The following is a 19,009-nucleotide window of genomic DNA, read 5'->3' on the forward strand; positions in this document are numbered from 1 at the left end:
TTGTGCGGTTGGCGGACTGAAGGGCGGGGTGCCGGTGATGGACGAAGGGCGCTTGGTGGCCGGGCGGTACCGGCTGCGCGGGCGCGTCGGGGCCGGCGCGATGGGTGTGGTGTGGCAGGCGGTGGACGAGCGCCTGGACCGGGTGGTGGCGCTCAAGCAACTCGTGGTGCCCGACGGCGCCGATCCGGTCGAGGCGGTGGGCCGGGCGGCGCGGGAGGGGCGCATCGCCGCCCGGTTGCAGCACCCGAACGCGGTGACCGTGCACGACGTCGTCGAGGACGACGGCAGACCGGTGCTGGTCATGGAGTACCTGCCCGCGCGGACCCTGGCCGACCTGATCGCCGAACGCGGCGTCCTGCCCGCCGAGCAGGTCATGCGCATCGGGGCGCAGATCGCGGGTGCGCTGGCCGCCGCACACGCGGCGGGCATCGTGCACCGCGACGTCAAGCCCGGCAACATCCTGCTGACCGACGACGGCACCACGAAGATCACCGACTTCGGCATCGCCCGCGCGGTCGGGGACGTCACCGTCACCCGGACCGGTCTGCTCGCCGGCACGCCCGCGTTCCTGTCCACGGAGGTGGCGCGCGGCGGCCAACCGGGGCCCGCCTCCGACGTGTTCTCCCTCGGCTCCACCCTGTACGCGGCGGTGGAGGGGCGTCCGCCGTTCGGCGACGGGAACAACGCGATCGCCCTGCTGCACGCCGTGGCCGCAGGCCGTTTCACCCCTCCGGCGCAGGCTGGGCCGTTGACCGACGTGCTGACGGACATGCTGCGCACCGACCCCGCCACCCGGCCGACCATGGCGCAGGTCGCCGACCGGCTGCGCGCGCCGCGACCCGCGCCGACCCGGCTCGACCTGCACCCGGCCGGCCCGCCACCGCGATCGGCGTCCGGGCGTGGGCGTTTCGTCGCGCTGGGCGCAGTGGCCGTGATCGGTCTGGTCGTGCTGGGCTTGGTGCTGGCGACCAGGGGCCCGGACGACAACAAGGGCGCAACGGCCACGTCGCCAGTCAGTTCGACCGCTGTGGCCCCCGCGCGGCTGGAACAGGCAGTGGCGGACTACTACGCCATGCTGCCGAAGGACACCGCCCGGGCGTGGGAACGGCTCGGGCCCCGGCTGCGGGAGCAGGGCCGGCAGCAGTACGAGAAGTCCTGGAGCGACGTCAAGGACCTCACCGTCAGCTCACCGCCCGCTGCCTCCGGCCCGGACACCGTCACCGTCGGTATCGACTACACCGGCGCGGAGGGCAAGAGGTTCCGCGAATCGCACCGGCTGGGACTCGTCGTCCAGAACGGCACACCGCTGATCGACTCCGATGAAATCCTGTCCTCGCAACGCATCGACGACGACAAGAAGAATGACGACGGCGAGGGCGACGACGACAAGAAGGACGACAAGAAGCGCGGCGACGACAAGCCCGGCAACGGCTGAGAGCTCAAGCCGTCACCTCGCCCCCACGGTCCCGTAGCCGGTAGGCACAAGGTTGCGGTTACGTTGCCGACTCTTGACGGGACGAGGTCTGACTGCGTAGACATGACTACGCAGTCAGACAGACTGACCTGGCAAGATCGGCAGAGCGGCCACCGGGAGCTACGATGACGCGACAGATCGGACGGAGTGGGGGCTCCGCTTTGCCTTTGCCGCGCAGCGTCGACGTAGCCCGTCTGGCCGGGGTCTCGCAGAAGACCGTGTCCAGGGTCTTCAACGACGAGCCGTACGTCTCCGCCGACGTCCGCCAGCGCGTCCTCGACGCCGCCGAACAGCTCGGCTACCGGCTGAACAACGCGGCGCGCGCACTCGCCTCCGGACGCACCCGGTCCATCGGCGTCGTGTCGCTCGGCACCGCTTTGTACGGGCCCGCCTCCCTGCTCATGGGCATAGAGCGGGCCGCCCGGAACACGGGTTACGCGATCCGCGTGGTCAACACGGTGGAAGGTGACCCGGCCGGTGCCGCCGGCGCGGTGGACTCGCTCCTCGACCAGGGCGTGGACGGCATCGTCATCTCCGAGCCGATCGACGAGGGACCGGCCTCCCTCCGCGTCGACGTGCCGGTGCTCGTCTTCGGTGCGCCGCCGGCCTTCGTCGCCCCGACCGTGGTCACCGCGGGGATCGACTCCCGGCTGATGGCGCGGATGGCCACCGAGCACCTGCTGGACCTGGGGCACACGACCGTCCACCACATCGCCGGTCCGCAGCGGTGGTACGACGCCAGGGACCGCATGGAGGGGTGGCGGGCCGCTTTAGCGGCACGCGGCCTCGACGCACCGCCTGTCGTCGAAGGCGACTGGTCGGCCGCGTCCGGCTACACGGTAGGCCGCGAACTGGCCTCCGATAACAACGTGACCGCGGTGTTCGCCGCGAACGACGACATGGCGATCGGGCTGGTCCGCGCGCTGGTGGAAGCCGGCAGACGCGTGCCCGACGACGTCAGCGTCGTCGGTTTCGACGACATCCCGGTCGCGGCCTACGTGAACCCTCCCCTCACCACCGTGCGCCAATTGTTCGACGCCGTGGCCGAGGACGGGCTCAACCTCCTCGTGCACGCCATCGAAAAGCCACAGGATCCCCTTCCGCCGGCGGCCGACCTACCGGTCGACCTCATCATCCGCGCCTCGACCGCGCCCCCACCGCCCCGGACGACCCCGGCACGCGGGCGCCGTCAGCCCCTGGCCTGACTCTTTCCCCACCCTTCACCGCTCTCCCCCTTTATCGCTGACCTTTTGAGCTGAACCTTTTGAGCTGAACCGTTTATCGCGACACCCTTTTCGTCATAGCCAAAGCGCTTCACCCACCCCTTTTCCGCGCGCGCTCCTTCGCGTGCCGGTCACGCGTTCCTGTCCGACAGGAGTTCACCCATGCCCGAAATCGCCCCCAACCACCCCCTGCTCAGCCGTCGGGGCTTCCTCGCCGCGGCGGGAGCGGTGGGGCTCACCGCGGCCCTGGCCGCGTGCGGCGCCGACAGCGGCACCACCTCCACCGCCACCGGTCCGGTCAGCCAGGCCGACATCGACAAGGCCATGACGACCCCGACCGAGCTGACGTTCTGGACGTGGGTCCCCGACATCGTGCAGGAAGTCGCGCTCTTCCAGAAGAAGTACCCGGCCATCAAGGTCAACGTGGTCGACGCCGGCCGCGGCACGCCGGAGTACACCAAGCTGCGCACCGCACTCCAGGCCGGCACCGGTGCGCCCGACGTCGTGCAGATCGAGTACCAGTACATCCCGACGTTCACCATCACCGACAGCCTGCTGGACCTGCGGCCGTACGGCGCGTCGGAGCTCAAGGACAAGTTCGTGGACTGGACCTGGGGTCAGGTCAGCGGCGCCAACGGCGAGATCTGGGCCATCCCGCAGGACACCGGCCCGATGGGGATGCTGTACCGGCAGGACATCTTCGACCAGTACGGCATCCAGCCGCCGAAGACCTGGGACGAGTTCGCCGACGCGGCGCGCAAGCTGCACGCGGCCAACCCGGAGATCTACCTGACCAACCTCGCGGGCAACCAGGCCGGCGTGTGGCACGGCCTGCTGTGGCAGGACGGCGCCAACCCGTTCGTGACCTCGGGCAAGAGCGACATCGCGATCAGCGTCAACGACGAGTCGTCCAAGAAGCTCGCGCGGTACTGGGGCGGACTCGCGCAGGAGGGCGTCATCGGCACCGAAGCGGACTTCACCGACTCGTGGTACGCCTCGCTCAACAACGGCAAGTACGCCACCTGGATCACGGCGGCGTGGGGGCCGGTCTTCCTCGCCGGTTCCGCGAAGTCCACCGCGGGCAAGTGGCGGGCGGCGCCGCTGCCGCAGTGGGACGCGTCCAAGCCCGCCTCGGCCAACTGGGGCGGCTCGACCAGCGCGGTCATCAAGTCGACCGCGAACCCGATCGCGGCGGCGCAGTTCGCGCAGTTCCTCAACAGCGACCCGGAGAGCGCGAAGCTGTTCGCCACCGAGCAGTTCTTCTTCCCGGCGACGAAGGCGCTGCTCACCGACCCGAGCTACGTCGGCGACGCGCCCGAGTTCTTCGGCGGACAGCAGGTCAACCAGGTGTTCGCCGACATCGGCACCACGGTCAACACCGCGTTCACCTGGCCGCCGTTCCTCGACCAGGTGGTCACGGACTGGACCGAGACCGTCGGCAAGTCCCTCACCGCCAGGACCGACGCCGTCGCCGCGCTCGACGAGTGGCAATCCCGGATCACCACGTTCGCCACGAACCAGGGCTTCACCGTCCGATGACCGCCACGATCGCGGCGTCCACAGCGGACTCGCGGCCGGCGGGGGCGGGGGCGACTCGTCAACGACGCGTCGACGCGCGCAACGGCAGGGCGGGAGCACTGTTCGCCGCACCGTTCCTGGCGCTCTTCCTGCTGCTCTTCCTCGCACCGCTGGGCTACGCCGCCTACCTCAGCCTGTTCCAGACCAAGCTCGTCGGCGGGACCAGCTTCGTCGGGCTGGACAACTACGTCCGCGCCGTCCAGGACCCGCTGCTCATCCGAGGGGTCGTCCGGGTCGCGACGTTCTTCGTGATCCAGGTCCCGGTGATGTTGTTGCTGGCGCTGCTCTTCGCGCTCGCGCTCGACAGCGGCCTGGTGCGGTTGGCGCGCGTGGTGCGGCTGGGCATCTTCGTGCCGTACGCCGTGCCGGGCGTGGTCGCGTCGCTCATGTGGGGTTACCTCTACGGGCCGGACTACGGGCCGTTCGCCCAGATGAGCAAGGCGCTCGAACTGCCGGTGCCGCCCTTCCTCAGCGAGGGCTGGATGCTCGGGAGCCTGGCGAACGTGGTGACGTGGGAGTTCGCCGGCTACAACATGATCATCCTGTACGCCGCGTTGCGGGCCATCCCCGGTGACCTCTACGAGGCGGCGGCGGTGGACGGGGCCGGGGCCTGGCGGATCGCCTGGTCCATCAAGCTCCCGGCGTTGCGACCGGCGCTCCTGCTCGCCCTGATGTTCTCGGTGATCGGCAGCTTCCAGCTGTTCAACGAGCCGAACCTGTTGCAGCGCATCGCACCGGACGTGATCGACAGCGCCTACACCGCGAACCTCTACGCCTACTCGCTCGCGTTCACCGGTCAGCAGACCAACTACGCGGCCGCGGTGTCGTTCCTGCTGGGCCTGGTCATCGTGATCGTCTCCTACGCCGTCCTGCTCACCGCGAACCGCAGGAGGTCATCGTGACCACCACGATCGGATCGACGCGCCCTCGGCGGACGGCCGGTCCGCGGACGGCCGGTCGGCGCAGCACCCCGTTGACCGTCGCCATGTTCGCCGCGCTGGCGTACTTCCTGCTGCCGCTGTTCTGGCTGGTCGTCGCGTCGACCAAGAGCACGGAGGACCTGTTCACCACGTTCGGGCTGTGGTTCTCGGACGCCCCGCGGCTGTTCACGAACATCCAGGGCACCTTGACCCACGACGGCGGGATCTTCGCGCACTGGTTGCTCAACACCGTCGTCTACGCCGTCGTCAGCGCGTTCGGGGCCGCGCTCCTGGCCGCCGCCGCGGGGTACGGGTTCGCCAAGTTCCGGTTCCGGGGCCACGGCGCGACCTTCAACCTGGTGCTCGGCGCCATCATGGTGCCCACCACCGCCCTGGCGATCCCGACCTACCTGATGTTCGCGAAAGTTGGTCTGGTCAACACGCCGTGGGCGGTCATCCTGCCCTCGCTCGTCAGCCCCTTCGGCTTCTACCTCATGCGCGTCTACGCGCAGGACGCCGTCCCGGACAGCATCCTGGAGGCCGCCCGACTCGACGGAGCCAGTGAGGTCCGGATCTTCTTCCTGATCGCGATGCGGCTGCTGGCGCCGGGCCTGGTGACCGTCGTGCTGTTCACGCTCGTCGCCACCTGGAACAACTACCTGCTCCCGCTGATCATGCTCAACGACCCGAGCCTGTACCCCGTCACGGTCGGCCTCGCCTCCTGGGGGTCCCAGGCGGTCGGCGGCGGGTCCGGTGCGAACAGCGACATGCTCGCGCTCCTCCTGACCGGGTCCACGCTCTCGGTCGTCCCGCTCGTCGTGGCCTTCCTGCTGCTCCAGCGCTACTGGCAGAGCGGCCTGGCCACCGGCGGCGTCAAGGGATGACGCGTCACCTTCACATCGATCCCCCGGAGGTTCCCCTCATGGCGGTCCTGCCCGCCCGCGTGCTGTTCGGCGCCGCGTACTACCACGAGTACCACCGCGGCGAACGGCTCGACAGCGACCTCGACCTGATGGTCGACGCGCACTTCACCGTCATCCGGGTCGGCGAATCGGTCTGGTCGACCTGGGAGCCGGAGAACGGGCGGTTCGACCTGGACTGGCTCCAGCCGGTGCTCGACGGCGCCCACGCCCGCGGCATCTCGGTCATCCTCGGCACGCCGACCTACGCGGTGCCGCCGTGGCTGGCCCGGCTCTACCCGGAGATCACCGGTGAACGGGCCACCGGGCAGCGCATCGGCTGGGGCGCCCGCCAGGAGGTCGACTTCACCCACCCCGCCTTCCGGTTCCACGCCGAGCGGGTGATCCGCGAGATCATCGCCCGGTACGTCGGGCACCCGGCGGTCATCGGGTTCCAGGTGGACAACGAGCCGGGCAACGAACTGCTGTACAACCACGGCGTCTTCCAGCGCTTCGTGGACCACCTGCGGTCCGTCTACGGGGACGTCGAGACGCTGAACCGCGAGTGGGGTCTGGTCTACTGGTCGCACCGCCTCTCCACCTGGGCCGACCTGTGGACGCCGGACGGCAACTTCCAGCCCCAGTACGACCTGGCGTGGCGGGAGTTCCAGGCGCGCCAGACGACCGAGTTCATCGGCTGGCAGGCCGACATCGTCCGCGAGTACGCCGCGCCCGAGCAGTTCGTGACCACGTGCATCTCCTACACCCGGCGCGCGGTGGCGGACGACGAGCTGAGCTCCCGCCTCGACATCGCCACCGGCAACCCGTACTACGACATGCAGGACGGGCTCGCGCTGCCCGACCGGACGCCGGACGACTTCGAGCAGAAGTGGAAGACCACCGGCGTGTGGTCGCTGCTCCAGACCGCGGACTGGATGTTCTCCTCGCGTCAGGAGCCGTTCCTGGTCACCGAGACCAACGCCGGTTCCATCGGTTTCGCGTGGGACAACCGGCCCGCCTTCGACGGCCAGTGGCGGCAGGCCGCGTGGGCACTGGTCTCACGCGGTGCGCGGATGATCGAGTACTGGCACTGGCACACGCTGCACTTCGGTGCGGAGACCTATTGGGGCGGAATTCTGCCGCACAGCGGCCAGCCCGGCCGCACCTACGCCGAGCTGGCCCGCCTGGGTGCCGAGTTCGAGGCCGCCGGCCCGCTCGTCGCCGGGCTGGAGCCGGACGCCGACATCACCATGGTCTACTCGACGCCGAGCAAGTGGCTGATGCAGGAGCACCCGCCGTTGGCGACCGCCGACGGCGGCCCGGACCCCGCCTCCTACCACCGGATCTTCGACCCCTTCTACCGCGGCGCGTTCGACGCCGGCCGCCAGGTGCGGATCGTCCACGCCCGGCAGCTGCACGACCCGCGCGGTGAGTGGGCGGGGATGACGCCCGAAGAGGCCGTGCGACGCCATCCCGTGCTCGTCGCCGCCGCGCTGTACGTCGTGGACGACGCGACGATCGACTGGCTCGCGGCCTACGCCCACGCGGGCGGCCACCTGGTCCTCGGGCCGCGCACCGCGTACGCCGACCACGAGGCACGGGCACGGCACGAGCCGGCACCCGGACGTCTCGTCGAGGCCGCCGGCGTCCGGTACGACGAGTTCAGCAACCTCACGCGCGACATCCCGGTCCGTACCGCGCCCGGCGGCCCGCTCGTGCTGCCGGAGAACGCGACCGCGACGCGCTGGGCCGACGGCCTCACCGTCATCGACGCCGACGTGCTCGTGGAGTACGACCACCCGCACTTCGGCCGCTTCCCCGCCGTCACCACCCGCCGCCACGGCGAAGGCCGCGTCACGCACGTCGGCACGATCCCCGGACGCGACCTCGCGCGGGCCCTGGCCGGGTGGCTGGCGCCGGCCGCGGTGAGCGGGTGGCGGGACCTCCCGGCGTCCGTCACCGCGACGACCGGCACGTCCCCGGACGGACGTCGCGTCCACGTGGTGCACAACTGGAGCTGGGAGCCCGCCCGCGTCGGGACCCCCGTGGCGCTGTCCGACGTCCTGGACGGCAGTTCCGTCCCCGCGGGTACCGCGCTCGACCTCGGCGCGTGGGACGTCCGGGTGTTCGTCACCGCCGAGGTCGGCTGACCCTGCCCATCCGGTTACACCAAGTGAGGAGCAGACACCGATGAAGTCGCTGCGCAAGCCCAGGACATGGTTGCTCGCAGTGCTGACAGCGCTGGTCGGCAGCACGTTGCCGGTCTTCACGGCCCAGGCCTACGGCCCGTCGGTGCTGGTGGCGCCGTCGGGATCGTGCACCCGCCCGTATTGCTTCACCTACGCCAAGTCGGCGCAACTGCCCAGCGGCAAACTCGTCGCCACGTACGAGGACAACAACCAGCCGCTGGAGAACATGACCTTCCCGATCTGGACCAGCACCAACAACGGGGCGTCGTGGTCGCGGACGTCGTCCGTCGCGGACACGTCACCACGCCGGTGGGGCAACTGGACCAACCCGCACCTCTACGTGCTGCCGCAGCAGATCGGCACCATGCCCGCCGGCACCCTGCTGCTGGCCGGGATCTCCTCGCCACCCGACCGGTCGGCGACCGCGATCCAGATCTACCTCAGCAACAACGAAGGCGCGACCTGGTCATGGGTGAGCGAGGTGGCGCTCGGCGGCGGCCAGTGGGGCAGCGCGAACCCGACGCCGATCTGGGAGCCCTACCTGCTCGTGGCGAACAACCGGCTGATCGCGTACTACTCCGACGAGCGCGACAAGGCCAACCACGACCAGAAGATCGTGCACCAGACCTCGACGAACGGCGTCAACTGGGGCCCGGTGGTCGAGGACGTGGCGATGGCGGACCCCGCTCTGCGCCCGGGCATGCCGATCGTCACGCGCATGGCCAACGGCCAGTACACCATGGTGTACGAGATGGTCGGACAGTCCAACACGCCCAACAACTTCAAGATCTCGGCGAACCCGGAATCGTGGAACTCGGGCAACGGCGGCACGACGATCGACCACGGCGGCAGTCCGATGATCATCACGCTGCCGAACGGACGGCTCGTCTACAACTCGTACGGCTCGACAGACGTCCGGGTCAACACGGGCAACGGCACCGGCCCGTGGACGGCGGTGCGCACCACCATGCCGGTCGGCTACAGCCGCATGTTGCAGTACGTGGCCGGCACCGGCCGGGTGCTGATCCTGTCGGTGGACGGCTTCTGGAAGGACACGCCGAACACCGTGCGCTACGGCGATGTGGACCTCGGCCACTCCGCGGGTCCGTACTACAAGTTGATCAACCGGCGCAGCGGCAAGGCGCTGGACGCCTACCAGGCGAGCCTGCAGGACGGGGCGAACCTGGTGCAGTGGCCCGACAACGGCGGAGCCAACCAGCACTGGCACGTGACCGATGTCGGCGGCGGGTACCGGACCCTGTTCAACCGGAACAGCGGCCGGGCCCTGTCGATCTGGCAGACCAGCACCGCCGACGGTGGGAACGCCGTGCAGTGGGTCGAGAACAACGGCGGTGACCAGCAGTGGCAGCTCGTCCCGGTCGGGTCGTACTACAAGCTGGTGGCCCGCCACAGCGGCAAGGTGCTGTCGGTCCTCGGCAGTTCCGTCTCGGACGGCGCCCAGGTCGTCCAGTGGGCTGACACGGGCTCGCTCGACCAGCAGTGGCAGCTCGTGCAGATCTGAGCGGTCCGGGCGGTGTGGTGGCCTTCTCCTTCTCCGACCGGTCTTCTCCGACTGGTCTTCTCCGGCCAACCACACCGCCCACACCGTCAACGCTTGAAACTGATCGTGTACTTGCGTTGCGCGGTCCCGTCCTCGCTGGTCACGGTCACCGTCGCGGTCCTGTCGGAGTGGTCGGCCTGCCGCACCTCCACCGCCGCGTACGGGTCGGTGGCGGTCGCGGTCACCACACCGCGCCGGCGGTCGATCCGGTAGTCCGTCGTGGCCGGGTCGAAGCCCGCGACCGGTGTGCCGTCCACGGCGAGCTGTGCCGCCGAGGCCTCCGCGGACTTCCCGGGCGCCTTGGCGAACACCTCGATCTCGCTGACCGTCATGTACGACGACGGCCGTGCGGTCAGCACCACCCGGATCGCGTCGGTGGCCGATGCGCGCACCGGCGCCTCCACCACCGGCGCGGGCGCGCCGTCACCGACGACCGGCACCTCGTCACCCGCGTCCACCCACGTGCCGGCGGCGTCCCGGACCTGCACCCGCATCGACCGCGCGTAGCTCGCGGTCGAACCGTCACGGTGGAAGTGCACGACCACGCGGGAGATGTCCTGTGGGCGCGGCAACTGGAACGTGAGCGTGTCCGAAGGGTTCTTCGTCCCCGATCTCCAGTTGGACCACGCCTTGTCCGTCGTGACGCCGTTGCGGAGGCGGTCGGCCGAGTACCCGTTCTCGGTGTAGGTGGCCGAGGCCACCACGCCGGCTTCGGCGGCCGCGTTGACCTCGACGGGTCGGGTCACCTGCACCCGTGCCGTCGCGGCCACCGTGGAGCCGTCGACCACCCGTGCCGTGCCGTGGACCGTCGTCACGCCGGGTTCAGCGGAGGCCGGTGGGGCGTTCCACGTCACCGGGAGTTCCGTGGTCCCGCCACGCGTGCCGACGCCGGTGACGGTCGCGGGCAGCGAGGGCGTCCCGCCGACGTACGCCTTCGCCCGTGCGGGCCGCGTCGAGGCGATGGTGTCCACCGTGACGACCGCCGTGGTGCGGAACGTCCGGCCGAGCGGGTCGGTCGCCGTACCCCGCACCCGGACCGTCCCTGGTCGGGCCCACCGTTCCGCCGGCACCGGCTCCCACACCACCGGCAGTGCCCCGCCCACGCCGTCACGGACGGTCGCGGGCACGGTCGGCGGTAGCGCGGGCGCCAGACCCGGCACGGTGAAGACCGCCGCGTCCTGCGCCCCGAGCACGGTGCGGTCCACCACGGTCCACCGCTGGTTCGCGCCGGAGGACGGGACGTAGAGGCCCACCGGCGCGCCGTCCGCGGTGGCCTGGCCGGTCACGTCGAGCAGCCGCCCACTGGCGGCGTTCACGAACGTGTAGGTGCCGTCACCGGTCGTGGACATGACCCACTGCGCCGCAGGCTCCGCTCCCCCGGCTGGTTCGAGCACGAGACCGCTCCCGCGATCCGCCAGCCGCCGCCCGCTCACCGCGTGCGACACCGTGTAGCGCTCGCGGTTGCCCACGCCCTCGGTGACCCGCTCGACCCGCCACAACGCGCTCGCGTCGGACTGGTCCGACGCGCGGATCACCGCCGAACCACCGCCGGCCGCCGGCACCAGCGCCTTCCCGCTGTGCACACCGGTCAGGCCGTAGACGTGCTCCGGCTGGACGAGCGCCGCGTCCTTCGCCACACCGCGGACCCGGTCCACCACGAACGTGGTCACCGACTTGGCCGGCACCGTGAGCGTGGCCGAGCCGTCACGCACCCGGACCGGCGTGCCGCGCACCAGACCGCCGTTGACATCGGACACCACCGGGGTGACCGAGGCGTGCGGACCCACCGCGCGGAACTTCGACAGGTCGAGCGTCACGGCGCGCTGCCGGTCCGAGTTGTTGACGTGGACGACAGTCGCGGACTTGCCGTCGGCGGCCACGGCGGCGAGGCTGGACGTGTCGTCCACCTTGATCACGTGGTCACCGGGGCGCACGAAGTGGGTGAAGTTCCGGATGGTGTTGAACTTCGTGTTCGTGCGGATCGGGCACGTCTCGGGGGTGGCGTCGGCGGCGCAGTCGAACGGGATCTGGATGCTGCCCCAGTTCTTCCCGGCCGCGGCCTGCGGGTTGTAGTCCTCGATGGGCTGCCACAGCACCCAGGCCGAAGGCTCCAGCTCGCGCATGTCGCCGACGATCCGCTCGGCGATGCCCAGCCCCGGCTCCATGCTGGTGAAGCTGTTGCTGTCGCCCCAGGTGCCGTCCACCTCGCTCATCCACAGCGGCTTGCCGGCGCCCTTGGCGATGTCCCGCGCGGACGTCCGGTTGCCGGTGCCGTAGGTGTGCACGTTGAGCTGGTCCACGGCCGCCCGCGCCTCGGCGCTGTAGCCGTTCCAGTTGGTGCTGAAGATCCCGGGGTTCGTCTCGTCCATTGCGGACAGACGCGCGCCGAGGCCGGACTCGTCCAGTGCCTGCCGGAGGGCGAGTACCACGCTCTGCTGGAGGGCCGGACCGGCGTGCGCGCCCTCCTGCCGACCGCCGACCGGTTGGCCGTCGGGACCGAGCTGGGTGCCCCAGTAGTTGGTGTTCGGCTCGTTGAGCGGGTCGATGGTGTCGAACTCGATGCCGTGCGACCGCTCGATGTGCTCGGACACCCGGACCAGGTAGTCGGCGAACTCGTCCACCTTGTCCGGGCGGATCTGGTCGGCGTTGGCGTCGAACCCGCCGGACACGTACCCGCTGACCGTCTGGAACCACGGCGGCGAGTTGCTGAACGCCTCCCAGTGGTCGACCTCGTCCTTGATCTTGTCGATCCACCACCGCTGGTTGGCGTCGGCGTTCCAGTCCCAGTGCTCCGGGTTGTCCGGGTCCCACCAGTCCATGTCCTCGCGCGTGGTGCCCTCCGGCGCGCGCCAGAAGCCCGGCATCGTCGCGCCGACCTTCATGTAGTCCTTGCGCACGTCCGGCGCGTTGCCGCCGCCGATGTTGTAGCGGGCGATGTTGAGCCGCAGCCCGTCGTCGCCGAACAGCAGGTCGGCCAGGCGGTTGCGGATCTCGTCGGGGTAGCCGCCGGTGATGTTGGCGAACCAGACCAGGCTCGTGCCCCAGCCCTCGAACGCGGGCTGCTGGTAGGACGGATCAGGCCGGATGGTGACGGGCTGGACCTCCGCTTGCGCCACGGCCGCAGGAGGCCCGGCGACGGCGAGAGCGCCCGCCACCGTGACGGCCACACCGAGGTGGACCAGTCTTCGGGCTGTTCGGAACCGGTTCATCGTCATTGATCTCCTGTCCGGAAAGGGGCCATTGCGGGTCTGCCGGTCAGTTGCGGCCCGGCGTGCACCAGTCGGTGGGGTGGCCGGGGCAGGCGGTCGCCGGAACTCGCCGCGGCGGCACGCTTTCCAGCGTCGGGACAACGGGTTCGAGGAGCCCGTCGGCGGAGAATGTCAGGCGGTCGATCGTGGTCTCGCGGTGCATGCCGTCGCCACCGGGGATGGCGAACCGGTGGTAGGCGATGTACCAGTCGTCGGTGCCCGGCACGCGCAGGACCGAGTTGTGGCCGGTGCCGAGGATGCCCTGGCTCCGGTCCGCGCGCAGGACCACGCCCCGGTTGGTGAACGGGCCGAACGGGCTGGTCGCGGTCGCGTAGCCGACCCGGTAGTCCGCGCTGCGGGTGTCGTCGATCGAGTAGGTGAGGTGGTAGAGGCCCTGTCGCCGCACCATGAACAGTCCTTCGCGGAAGTCCGCGAGGCCGTCGATCTTGCGGACGGCGGCGGGGTCGAACGACACCATGTCGGCGTTCAGCGGCACGACGAACGCGCTGCCGTTGCCCCAGTACAGGTACGCCCGGCCGTCGTCGTCGGTGAACGCGGCCGGGTCGATGGCCTGTCCCCGCCCGTCCGGGTTGGCGGACACCAGCGGCTGACCCGAGTCGCGGAACGGTCCGGTCGGCGACTCCCCCACCGCCACGCCGATCTTGGCGTCGGCGCTGAAGTAGAAGTAGTACCGGCCGTCCCGCTCGGCGATGGTGGGCGCCCACGCGCGGCCGTCCGCCCACGAGACGTCCGGGCCGAGGTCGAGGATCACGCCCCGGTCGGCCCACGTGACGAGGTCCTTGGACGACCAGGCGCGGAACGTGGTCGAACCCCAGCCCGGGAAACCGTCCGAGGTGGCGTAGATGTAGTAGGTGTCGCCGAACACCGCGATGTTCGGGTCGGCGTTGTACCCGGGCAGCACGGGGCTGCGCATCTCCCGCGCCACCACGGTCCACTCACGGGTCCGGCCGTTCGCCGAGGTGACCGTGTACTTCACCGGGCGGCGCAGATCGACCCGCCGGCCGCTGTCCGGCGTGACGGACGCACCGGGAGCCAGCCCGAGCACCGGGGCGAGCTTGTGCCGCCTGGTCCCCGGCTTGACGGGCAGGGTGATGGTGGACGAATCGGGGTCGATGACGGCGGGCACGGCCAGTTCGGGCAGGTCGACCGACCGGATCACGGTGCCGTTGTGGGACAGCGACGCGATCTCGTCACCGGACAGGGCGCGGTCGTAGAGCCGGACATCGCGCATCCGGCCCTTGAAGTGGCGGTCGGCGTTGTAGAGCGACCGGCCGAGGTAGTTGGCTGTCGTGTGGCCGGCGCCGATCTCACCCGGCTTGAGCGTGACGCCGGTGTTGCGGGCGACTTCGACACCGTCGAGGTACAGCACACCCGTCGAGTCACCGACCGTGAGCACGAGGTTGTGCCACGTGCCCCGGCCGACGCCGCGACCGGCGGCCACCTGCTGTTCGGTGGTCCAGTCACCGGGCGCGAGCGCCGCACGCAGCCCTTCGCCGGCCGTGCCGCCCGTGGCGAACAGGTAGCCGTCGCCGTCGCCGTTCGCACCGGTGTTGCCGAAGCCGTACAGGAAGTACGGCGTCGGCTGTGCGGGGTCGATCAGGACGTCCACGCTGACCGTCGTGGCGTCCAACCCGGCGAGCAGGTCGTCCGGCAGGTCCACGTGGCCGTCGGTGCCGCCGAACTCCAGCGTGCCGTCGGCCCAGCGGGCGTCGCCCACCAAGGTCCCGTCGTGGCCGTGCCCGGTGACGTCGGCGGCCACGGTCCCCGACGACGCGTCGAGCGGCCAGTGCGCGACCAGGCCGGTGTCGGGCGCACCGGCTGCGGGCACGGTCGGGGCGAGGACGAGCGCCAGGGCCAAGGTGGTGATGAGTGATCGACGAGGAAGTGAGCGCGCGGTTCGTCGTCCGTAGGGCATCGTTGTCCCATCCGAAGGTCGGGCGGCGGCGGGGCTGGCATACGGAAAGCGCTTACCACGCTGGCAGGGTCGGGGGCGAGCGGTTGTGCTCGCCCTTCGGACTACCGCTCCGACAGCGGCGCGACGATCGCGCGCGTGTTGCCGAACACGACGTAGAGCAACGGAGCGCAGGCCACGAGCAGGCCCGCGACCGGCTGGAGCAGGACCGCCGCGACGGCGAGCCCCAACACGGCCGCGTTCGCCACGGCCAGGTACCAGCGGCGCGCCACCAGGCACAGGCACGGCCAGACCAGGCCCCGCAGCCGGGCTGTCCCTGAGTCCGATGCCGTCGCCGTCGCGGCGACCAGGATCACCGCGACCACCGTCGCCACGACCAGCACGGCCGCCGTGACGAAGAACGGCGCCACCGCCGGCCCCCACGCGGTGCGGGACACGACGACCGCGTCCAGCCCCAGCACGACCAGCACGGCCGCGCCGGCGAACCACACCGCCAACGCCCGCCCGAACGCCCGCCGGTAGGCCGTCACGAACGGCCGCCAGACCACCCGCTCGTCCAACGCCGCGAAACAGCCGAACACCCCCGCCAACGCCGGCGCGCAGAACCCCGACAGCACGACGAAGAACGGCCACGACGCGAACGGATCGCGCACGATCACCAGCGCCAGCAACAACGGGGCGCAGCTCACCGCGAGCAGCACGTTGGACATCAGGCCGACGTACACCATCCCGAAGACCTTTTCGTAGGTCTCCTGCGAGGCAGGGCGCAGCAGCCGCGCCGCCACCCCGCTCACCCCTTCATCCCGCTCGTCGCAATGCCCTGGATGAAGTACCGCTGCCCCAGCAGGAACACCGCGAGGATCGGCACCACCGACACCACCGCACCGGTCATGATCATGGCGAACTCCGCGTCGTACTGGCCCACGAACGAGCGGATGCCCAGCTGGACGGTCCACAACTCGTTGCTGGTCAGGTAGATGAACGGCCCCATGTAGTCGTTCCACGTGTTGACGAACGTCAGCAGCGCCAGGCTGGCCAGCGCCGGCTTCGACAGCGGCAGGATGATCCGCCAGTAAATCCCGTACTCGCTCAGCCCGTCCATGCGCGCCGCCTCGCACAGCTCGTCCGGGATCGTCATGTAGAACTGCCGCATCAGGAACACGCCGAACGCGCCGAACGCCTGCAACAGGATGATCGACCAGTACGTGTTGGTCAGCTCCGCCTTCTGCATCATGATGTACTGCGGCACCATGTACGCCTGCCACGGCACGGCGATCGTGGCGATGTAGGCCACGAACAGCGCGTCCCGGCCGGGGAACCGCACCTTGGCGAACCCGTAGGCGGCGAAGCTGCCGGTCAGCAGCTGCAGCAGGGTGATCGTCACCGCCAGGAACGCCGAGTTGCCCAGGTAGGCGGCCATCGGGATGCGGTCCCAGACGTCCACGAAGTTCGACCAGCGGAACTCCTCGGGAATCCACTGGATCGGCACGGTGAGCACCTCGTTGTCGCGCTTGAGCGACGACGACAGCATCCACACGAACGGCACGAGCACGAGCGCCGCCACCACGATCAGGGAAGCGTAGGTCACCACCGGCCGGATGAACCGCGACCCACGCGGACGCGACTTCGTCACGGGCGGCGGCTCGACCGGGGGCGGGGTCGGCGCCGGGGCGGTGCGCATGGCGGTCATCAGCGGTTCCTCCGCTCGTTGAGGCGGAACTGGACGACGGTCACGGACAGCACGATGACGAACAGCACGAGCGCGACCGCCGACGAGTAGCCGAAGTTGCCCTCCACGATGCCCTCCCGGTACACGAGCTGGGAGAGCACCAGCGTGCTGCGACCCGGCCCGCCCTCGGTCATCACCTGGATCAGGTCGAGGATCTTGAAACTCTGGATCGTCAACATGACCAGCACGAAGAACGTGGTCGGCCGCAGGCACGGCAGCGTGATGTGCCAGAACCGGTGCCACGCGTTCGCGCCGTCCATCCGCGCGGCCTCGTAGTACTCCCCGGGGATCGACTGCAGGCCCGCGAGGTAGAGCACCATGTAGTACCCCATGTCCCGCCACACGCTGGTGAGGATCACCGCGGGCATCGCCCAGTCGGTGCTCGACAACCAGCCCGGCAGGTCGCTGACGCCGACCGCCGCCAGGAACTGGTTGACCGGCCCCGCCGTGGGGTTGAACAGCATCCGCCACACCACGGCCACCGCGACCAGCGACGTGACGTAGGGGAAGAAGGCCGCGGTGCGGAAGAACCCCACACCGCGGATCTTCCCGTTGAGCACGATCGCCAGCGCGAGTGCGGCGACCAGCGTGAGCGGGATGTGCCCCGCCGCGTAGTACAGCGTGTTGCCCAGCGCGACGCGGAAGTTCTCGTCTTCCAGCATCTGGGTGAAGTTGTCCAGGCCGACCCATTCCGGCGGCCGGTAGGAGTCCCATTCCAGGAACGCCAGGGCGAACGCCGCGATCACCGGCACGAGGGTGAACAGGGCGAACCCGACGAAGTTCGGGAGGATGAAGCTCCACCCGATGAGGGTGTTGCGTCGTGTCCGGCGCTTCTGAGCCGAGCCGCGGGGTGGTGCTCCCCGCGGCGCCTCGGTTACTGCGTTGGCCATGCTCGTCCTCGTGCTGGTGTCGGCGGTGCTCGTTGCTCGACGTGGAGCCGGTGCTAGTCGAGGACCTTCTTCACGCGGTCGCGCATGGACTTGATGCCGTCCTCGACCGACTTCTCACCCACCATGATCAGTTCGTGCTCCTCCCTGAGGATCGTGTCCACGTCGGAGGTGTGCTCGCTGACCGGCATCTCCAGGGCGGTGGTGTCGGGCGCGAGGGACTTCACCGCCAGCTCGTCGCGGGGCATGCCCTCCAGCGCCGCGTACGCCTCGGTGATCTCGGGGCTCTGCAACGACGGCACGACGCCGACCTTCGTGATCGCCTTCGCGCCGTCCATGCCCGCCGCGAACTCCACGAACTTCTTCGCGGTGGCCGCGTGCTTGGCCTTCTTGTTCACCGCGAACGCGGTCGGCGAGCCGAACGTGGTGATGCCCGAGGCGCCGGGACGCTGCGGCATGGGCGCGATGCCCCAGTCGACGGCGGTCTTGCCCTCGGCCTTGTTCTTCAGGACGCCCGCCACGTACCAGGTGCCCATCGGCATCATCGCGGTCTTCTCGGTCTCGAACATGGTGCGGTAGCTGGCCTGCTTGGCGCTGCCGAAGTCGAGCGTGGCACCGGCCTGCTGCAGGTCGAGCGCCATCTTGTACTGGTCGGCGAAGAACTCGAAGTCACCGGTGATCTGGTCGCTGTCGGTCTGCGCCGCCGAGATGGCCTGGATGACCGAGCGCCACGTGTGGTGGTAGGTGCCGTACACCTTCTGCTCGCCCTCACCCTTGGTGAGCTTCTTGGCGACGTCCGCGTACTGGTCCCAGGTCAGGTTCTCCGGGTAGGCGATGCCCGCCGCGTCGAACAGCTTCTTGTTGTAGTACAGCACCCAGTAGTCGTTGCGGTACGGCAGCGCGAAGTACTTGCCCTCCACGTCGAACGCGTCGAGACCGGCGAGCTTGGCGTCGCCCTTGGCCTGCACCAGGTCGGTGACCTCGGCGAGCTGGCCGCGACTGGCGTAGCGGGAGTAGTCGGTGACGTTCTTCATGGTGATCACGTCGGTGGTGTCACCGCCCGCGAGCATCGTGGTGACCTTCGCCGGGTAGTCCTCGGCGAGGATGTCGACCGGCTCCACCGTCACGTCGGGGTTGGCCGCCTCGAAGGCGTCGAACACCGCCTGGAACTCCGGCGTCGCCGCCAGGTTCCAGACCGACACGGTCAGCGTGACCGGTCCGGTCTCGTCCGCGGCGCCGCCCGAGCCACAGCCCGCCGTCACCAGTGCCACCGCGGTGAGCGCGACCAGCGCCTTGCGGACCCGGCCCCGTCGCCCGCCCTCGCGAGGCTTGTTCGGAGTCACCATTGATCCCGTCTCCTTCCAACTA

At 70.0% G+C, this 19,009-nt stretch carries 13 protein-coding genes; 7 read left to right on the forward strand and 6 right to left on the reverse strand.

What is annotated here, in order from left to right:
* The first annotated feature begins 37 nt into the window (after positions 1-37).
* The 7 genes from ALI22I_RS42970 to ALI22I_RS43000 all read left to right on the forward strand — a co-directional run bounded on the left by ALI22I_RS42970 (position 38) and on the right by ALI22I_RS43000 (position 9,805).
* Positions 38-1,435: a serine/threonine-protein kinase gene (locus ALI22I_RS42970; RefSeq protein WP_077012016.1), complete on the forward strand. Its 1,398-nt coding sequence runs from the start codon at positions 38-40 to the stop codon at positions 1,433-1,435.
* A 206-nt stretch (positions 1,436-1,641) separates the two neighbouring features.
* Positions 1,642-2,679: a LacI family DNA-binding transcriptional regulator gene (locus ALI22I_RS42975; protein WP_202971189.1), complete on the forward strand. Its 1,038-nt coding sequence runs from the start codon at positions 1,642-1,644 to the stop codon at positions 2,677-2,679.
* A gap of 180 nt (positions 2,680-2,859) precedes the next feature.
* Positions 2,860-4,236: an ABC transporter substrate-binding protein gene (locus ALI22I_RS42980; RefSeq protein WP_077011358.1), complete on the forward strand. Its 1,377-nt coding sequence runs from the start codon at positions 2,860-2,862 to the stop codon at positions 4,234-4,236.
* Entirely contained in the window at positions 4,233-5,177 is a 945-nt protein-coding gene (locus ALI22I_RS42985) for a carbohydrate ABC transporter permease (protein WP_083752437.1), read from the forward strand. The genes ALI22I_RS42980 and ALI22I_RS42985 overlap by 4 nt, the downstream gene beginning before the upstream one ends.
* 83 nt (positions 5,178-5,260) lie before the next feature.
* Complete coding sequence (locus ALI22I_RS42990) at positions 5,261-6,079, forward strand: carbohydrate ABC transporter permease (RefSeq protein WP_083752526.1); 819 nt, start codon at positions 5,261-5,263, stop codon at positions 6,077-6,079.
* A gap of 38 nt (positions 6,080-6,117) precedes the next feature.
* Positions 6,118-8,244, forward strand: coding sequence for a beta-galactosidase (locus ALI22I_RS42995; protein ID WP_077011360.1), 2,127 nt, complete (start codon positions 6,118-6,120; stop codon positions 8,242-8,244).
* Between the two features lie 40 nt (positions 8,245-8,284).
* Positions 8,285-9,805, forward strand: a complete 1,521-nt coding sequence (locus ALI22I_RS43000; protein ID WP_077011361.1) for an RICIN domain-containing protein — start codon at positions 8,285-8,287, stop codon at positions 9,803-9,805.
* An 86-nt stretch (positions 9,806-9,891) separates the two neighbouring features.
* On the opposite strand, the gene ALI22I_RS43005 is transcribed toward ALI22I_RS43000, so the two are convergent.
* The 6 genes from ALI22I_RS43005 to ALI22I_RS43030 all read right to left on the reverse strand — a co-directional run bounded on the left by ALI22I_RS43005 (position 9,892) and on the right by ALI22I_RS43030 (position 18,987).
* Entirely contained in the window at positions 9,892-13,053 is a 3,162-nt protein-coding gene (locus tag ALI22I_RS43005; RefSeq protein ID WP_077012018.1) for a glycoside hydrolase, read from the reverse strand.
* Positions 13,054-13,099: 46 nt separating this feature from the next.
* Complete coding sequence (locus ALI22I_RS43010; RefSeq protein ID WP_238598857.1) at positions 13,100-14,971, reverse strand: family 43 glycosylhydrolase; 1,872 nt, start codon at positions 14,969-14,971, stop codon at positions 13,100-13,102.
* A gap of 158 nt (positions 14,972-15,129) precedes the next feature.
* A complete protein-coding gene (locus ALI22I_RS43015) occupies positions 15,130-15,819 on the reverse strand; it encodes a hypothetical protein (RefSeq protein WP_083752439.1) in 690 nt (229 codons plus the stop codon).
* Entirely contained in the window at positions 15,816-16,715 is a 900-nt protein-coding gene (locus ALI22I_RS43020; protein ID WP_077011362.1) for a carbohydrate ABC transporter permease, read from the reverse strand. The genes ALI22I_RS43015 and ALI22I_RS43020 overlap by 4 nt, the downstream gene beginning before the upstream one ends.
* Positions 16,715-17,644, reverse strand: a complete 930-nt coding sequence (locus tag ALI22I_RS43025) for a carbohydrate ABC transporter permease (RefSeq protein ID WP_077011363.1) — start codon at positions 17,642-17,644, stop codon at positions 16,715-16,717. Before ALI22I_RS43025 ends, ALI22I_RS43020 begins: the two co-directional genes overlap by 1 nt.
* Positions 17,645-17,697: 53 nt before the next feature.
* Entirely contained in the window at positions 17,698-18,987 is a 1,290-nt protein-coding gene (locus ALI22I_RS43030) for an ABC transporter substrate-binding protein (RefSeq protein WP_077011364.1), read from the reverse strand.
* Positions 18,988-19,009: the final 22 nt, after the last annotated feature.

Origin of the sequence: Saccharothrix sp. ALI-22-I (assembly GCF_001984175.1) — a bacterium.
In the GTDB taxonomy this organism is placed as follows: domain Bacteria; phylum Actinomycetota; class Actinomycetes; order Mycobacteriales; family Pseudonocardiaceae; genus Actinosynnema.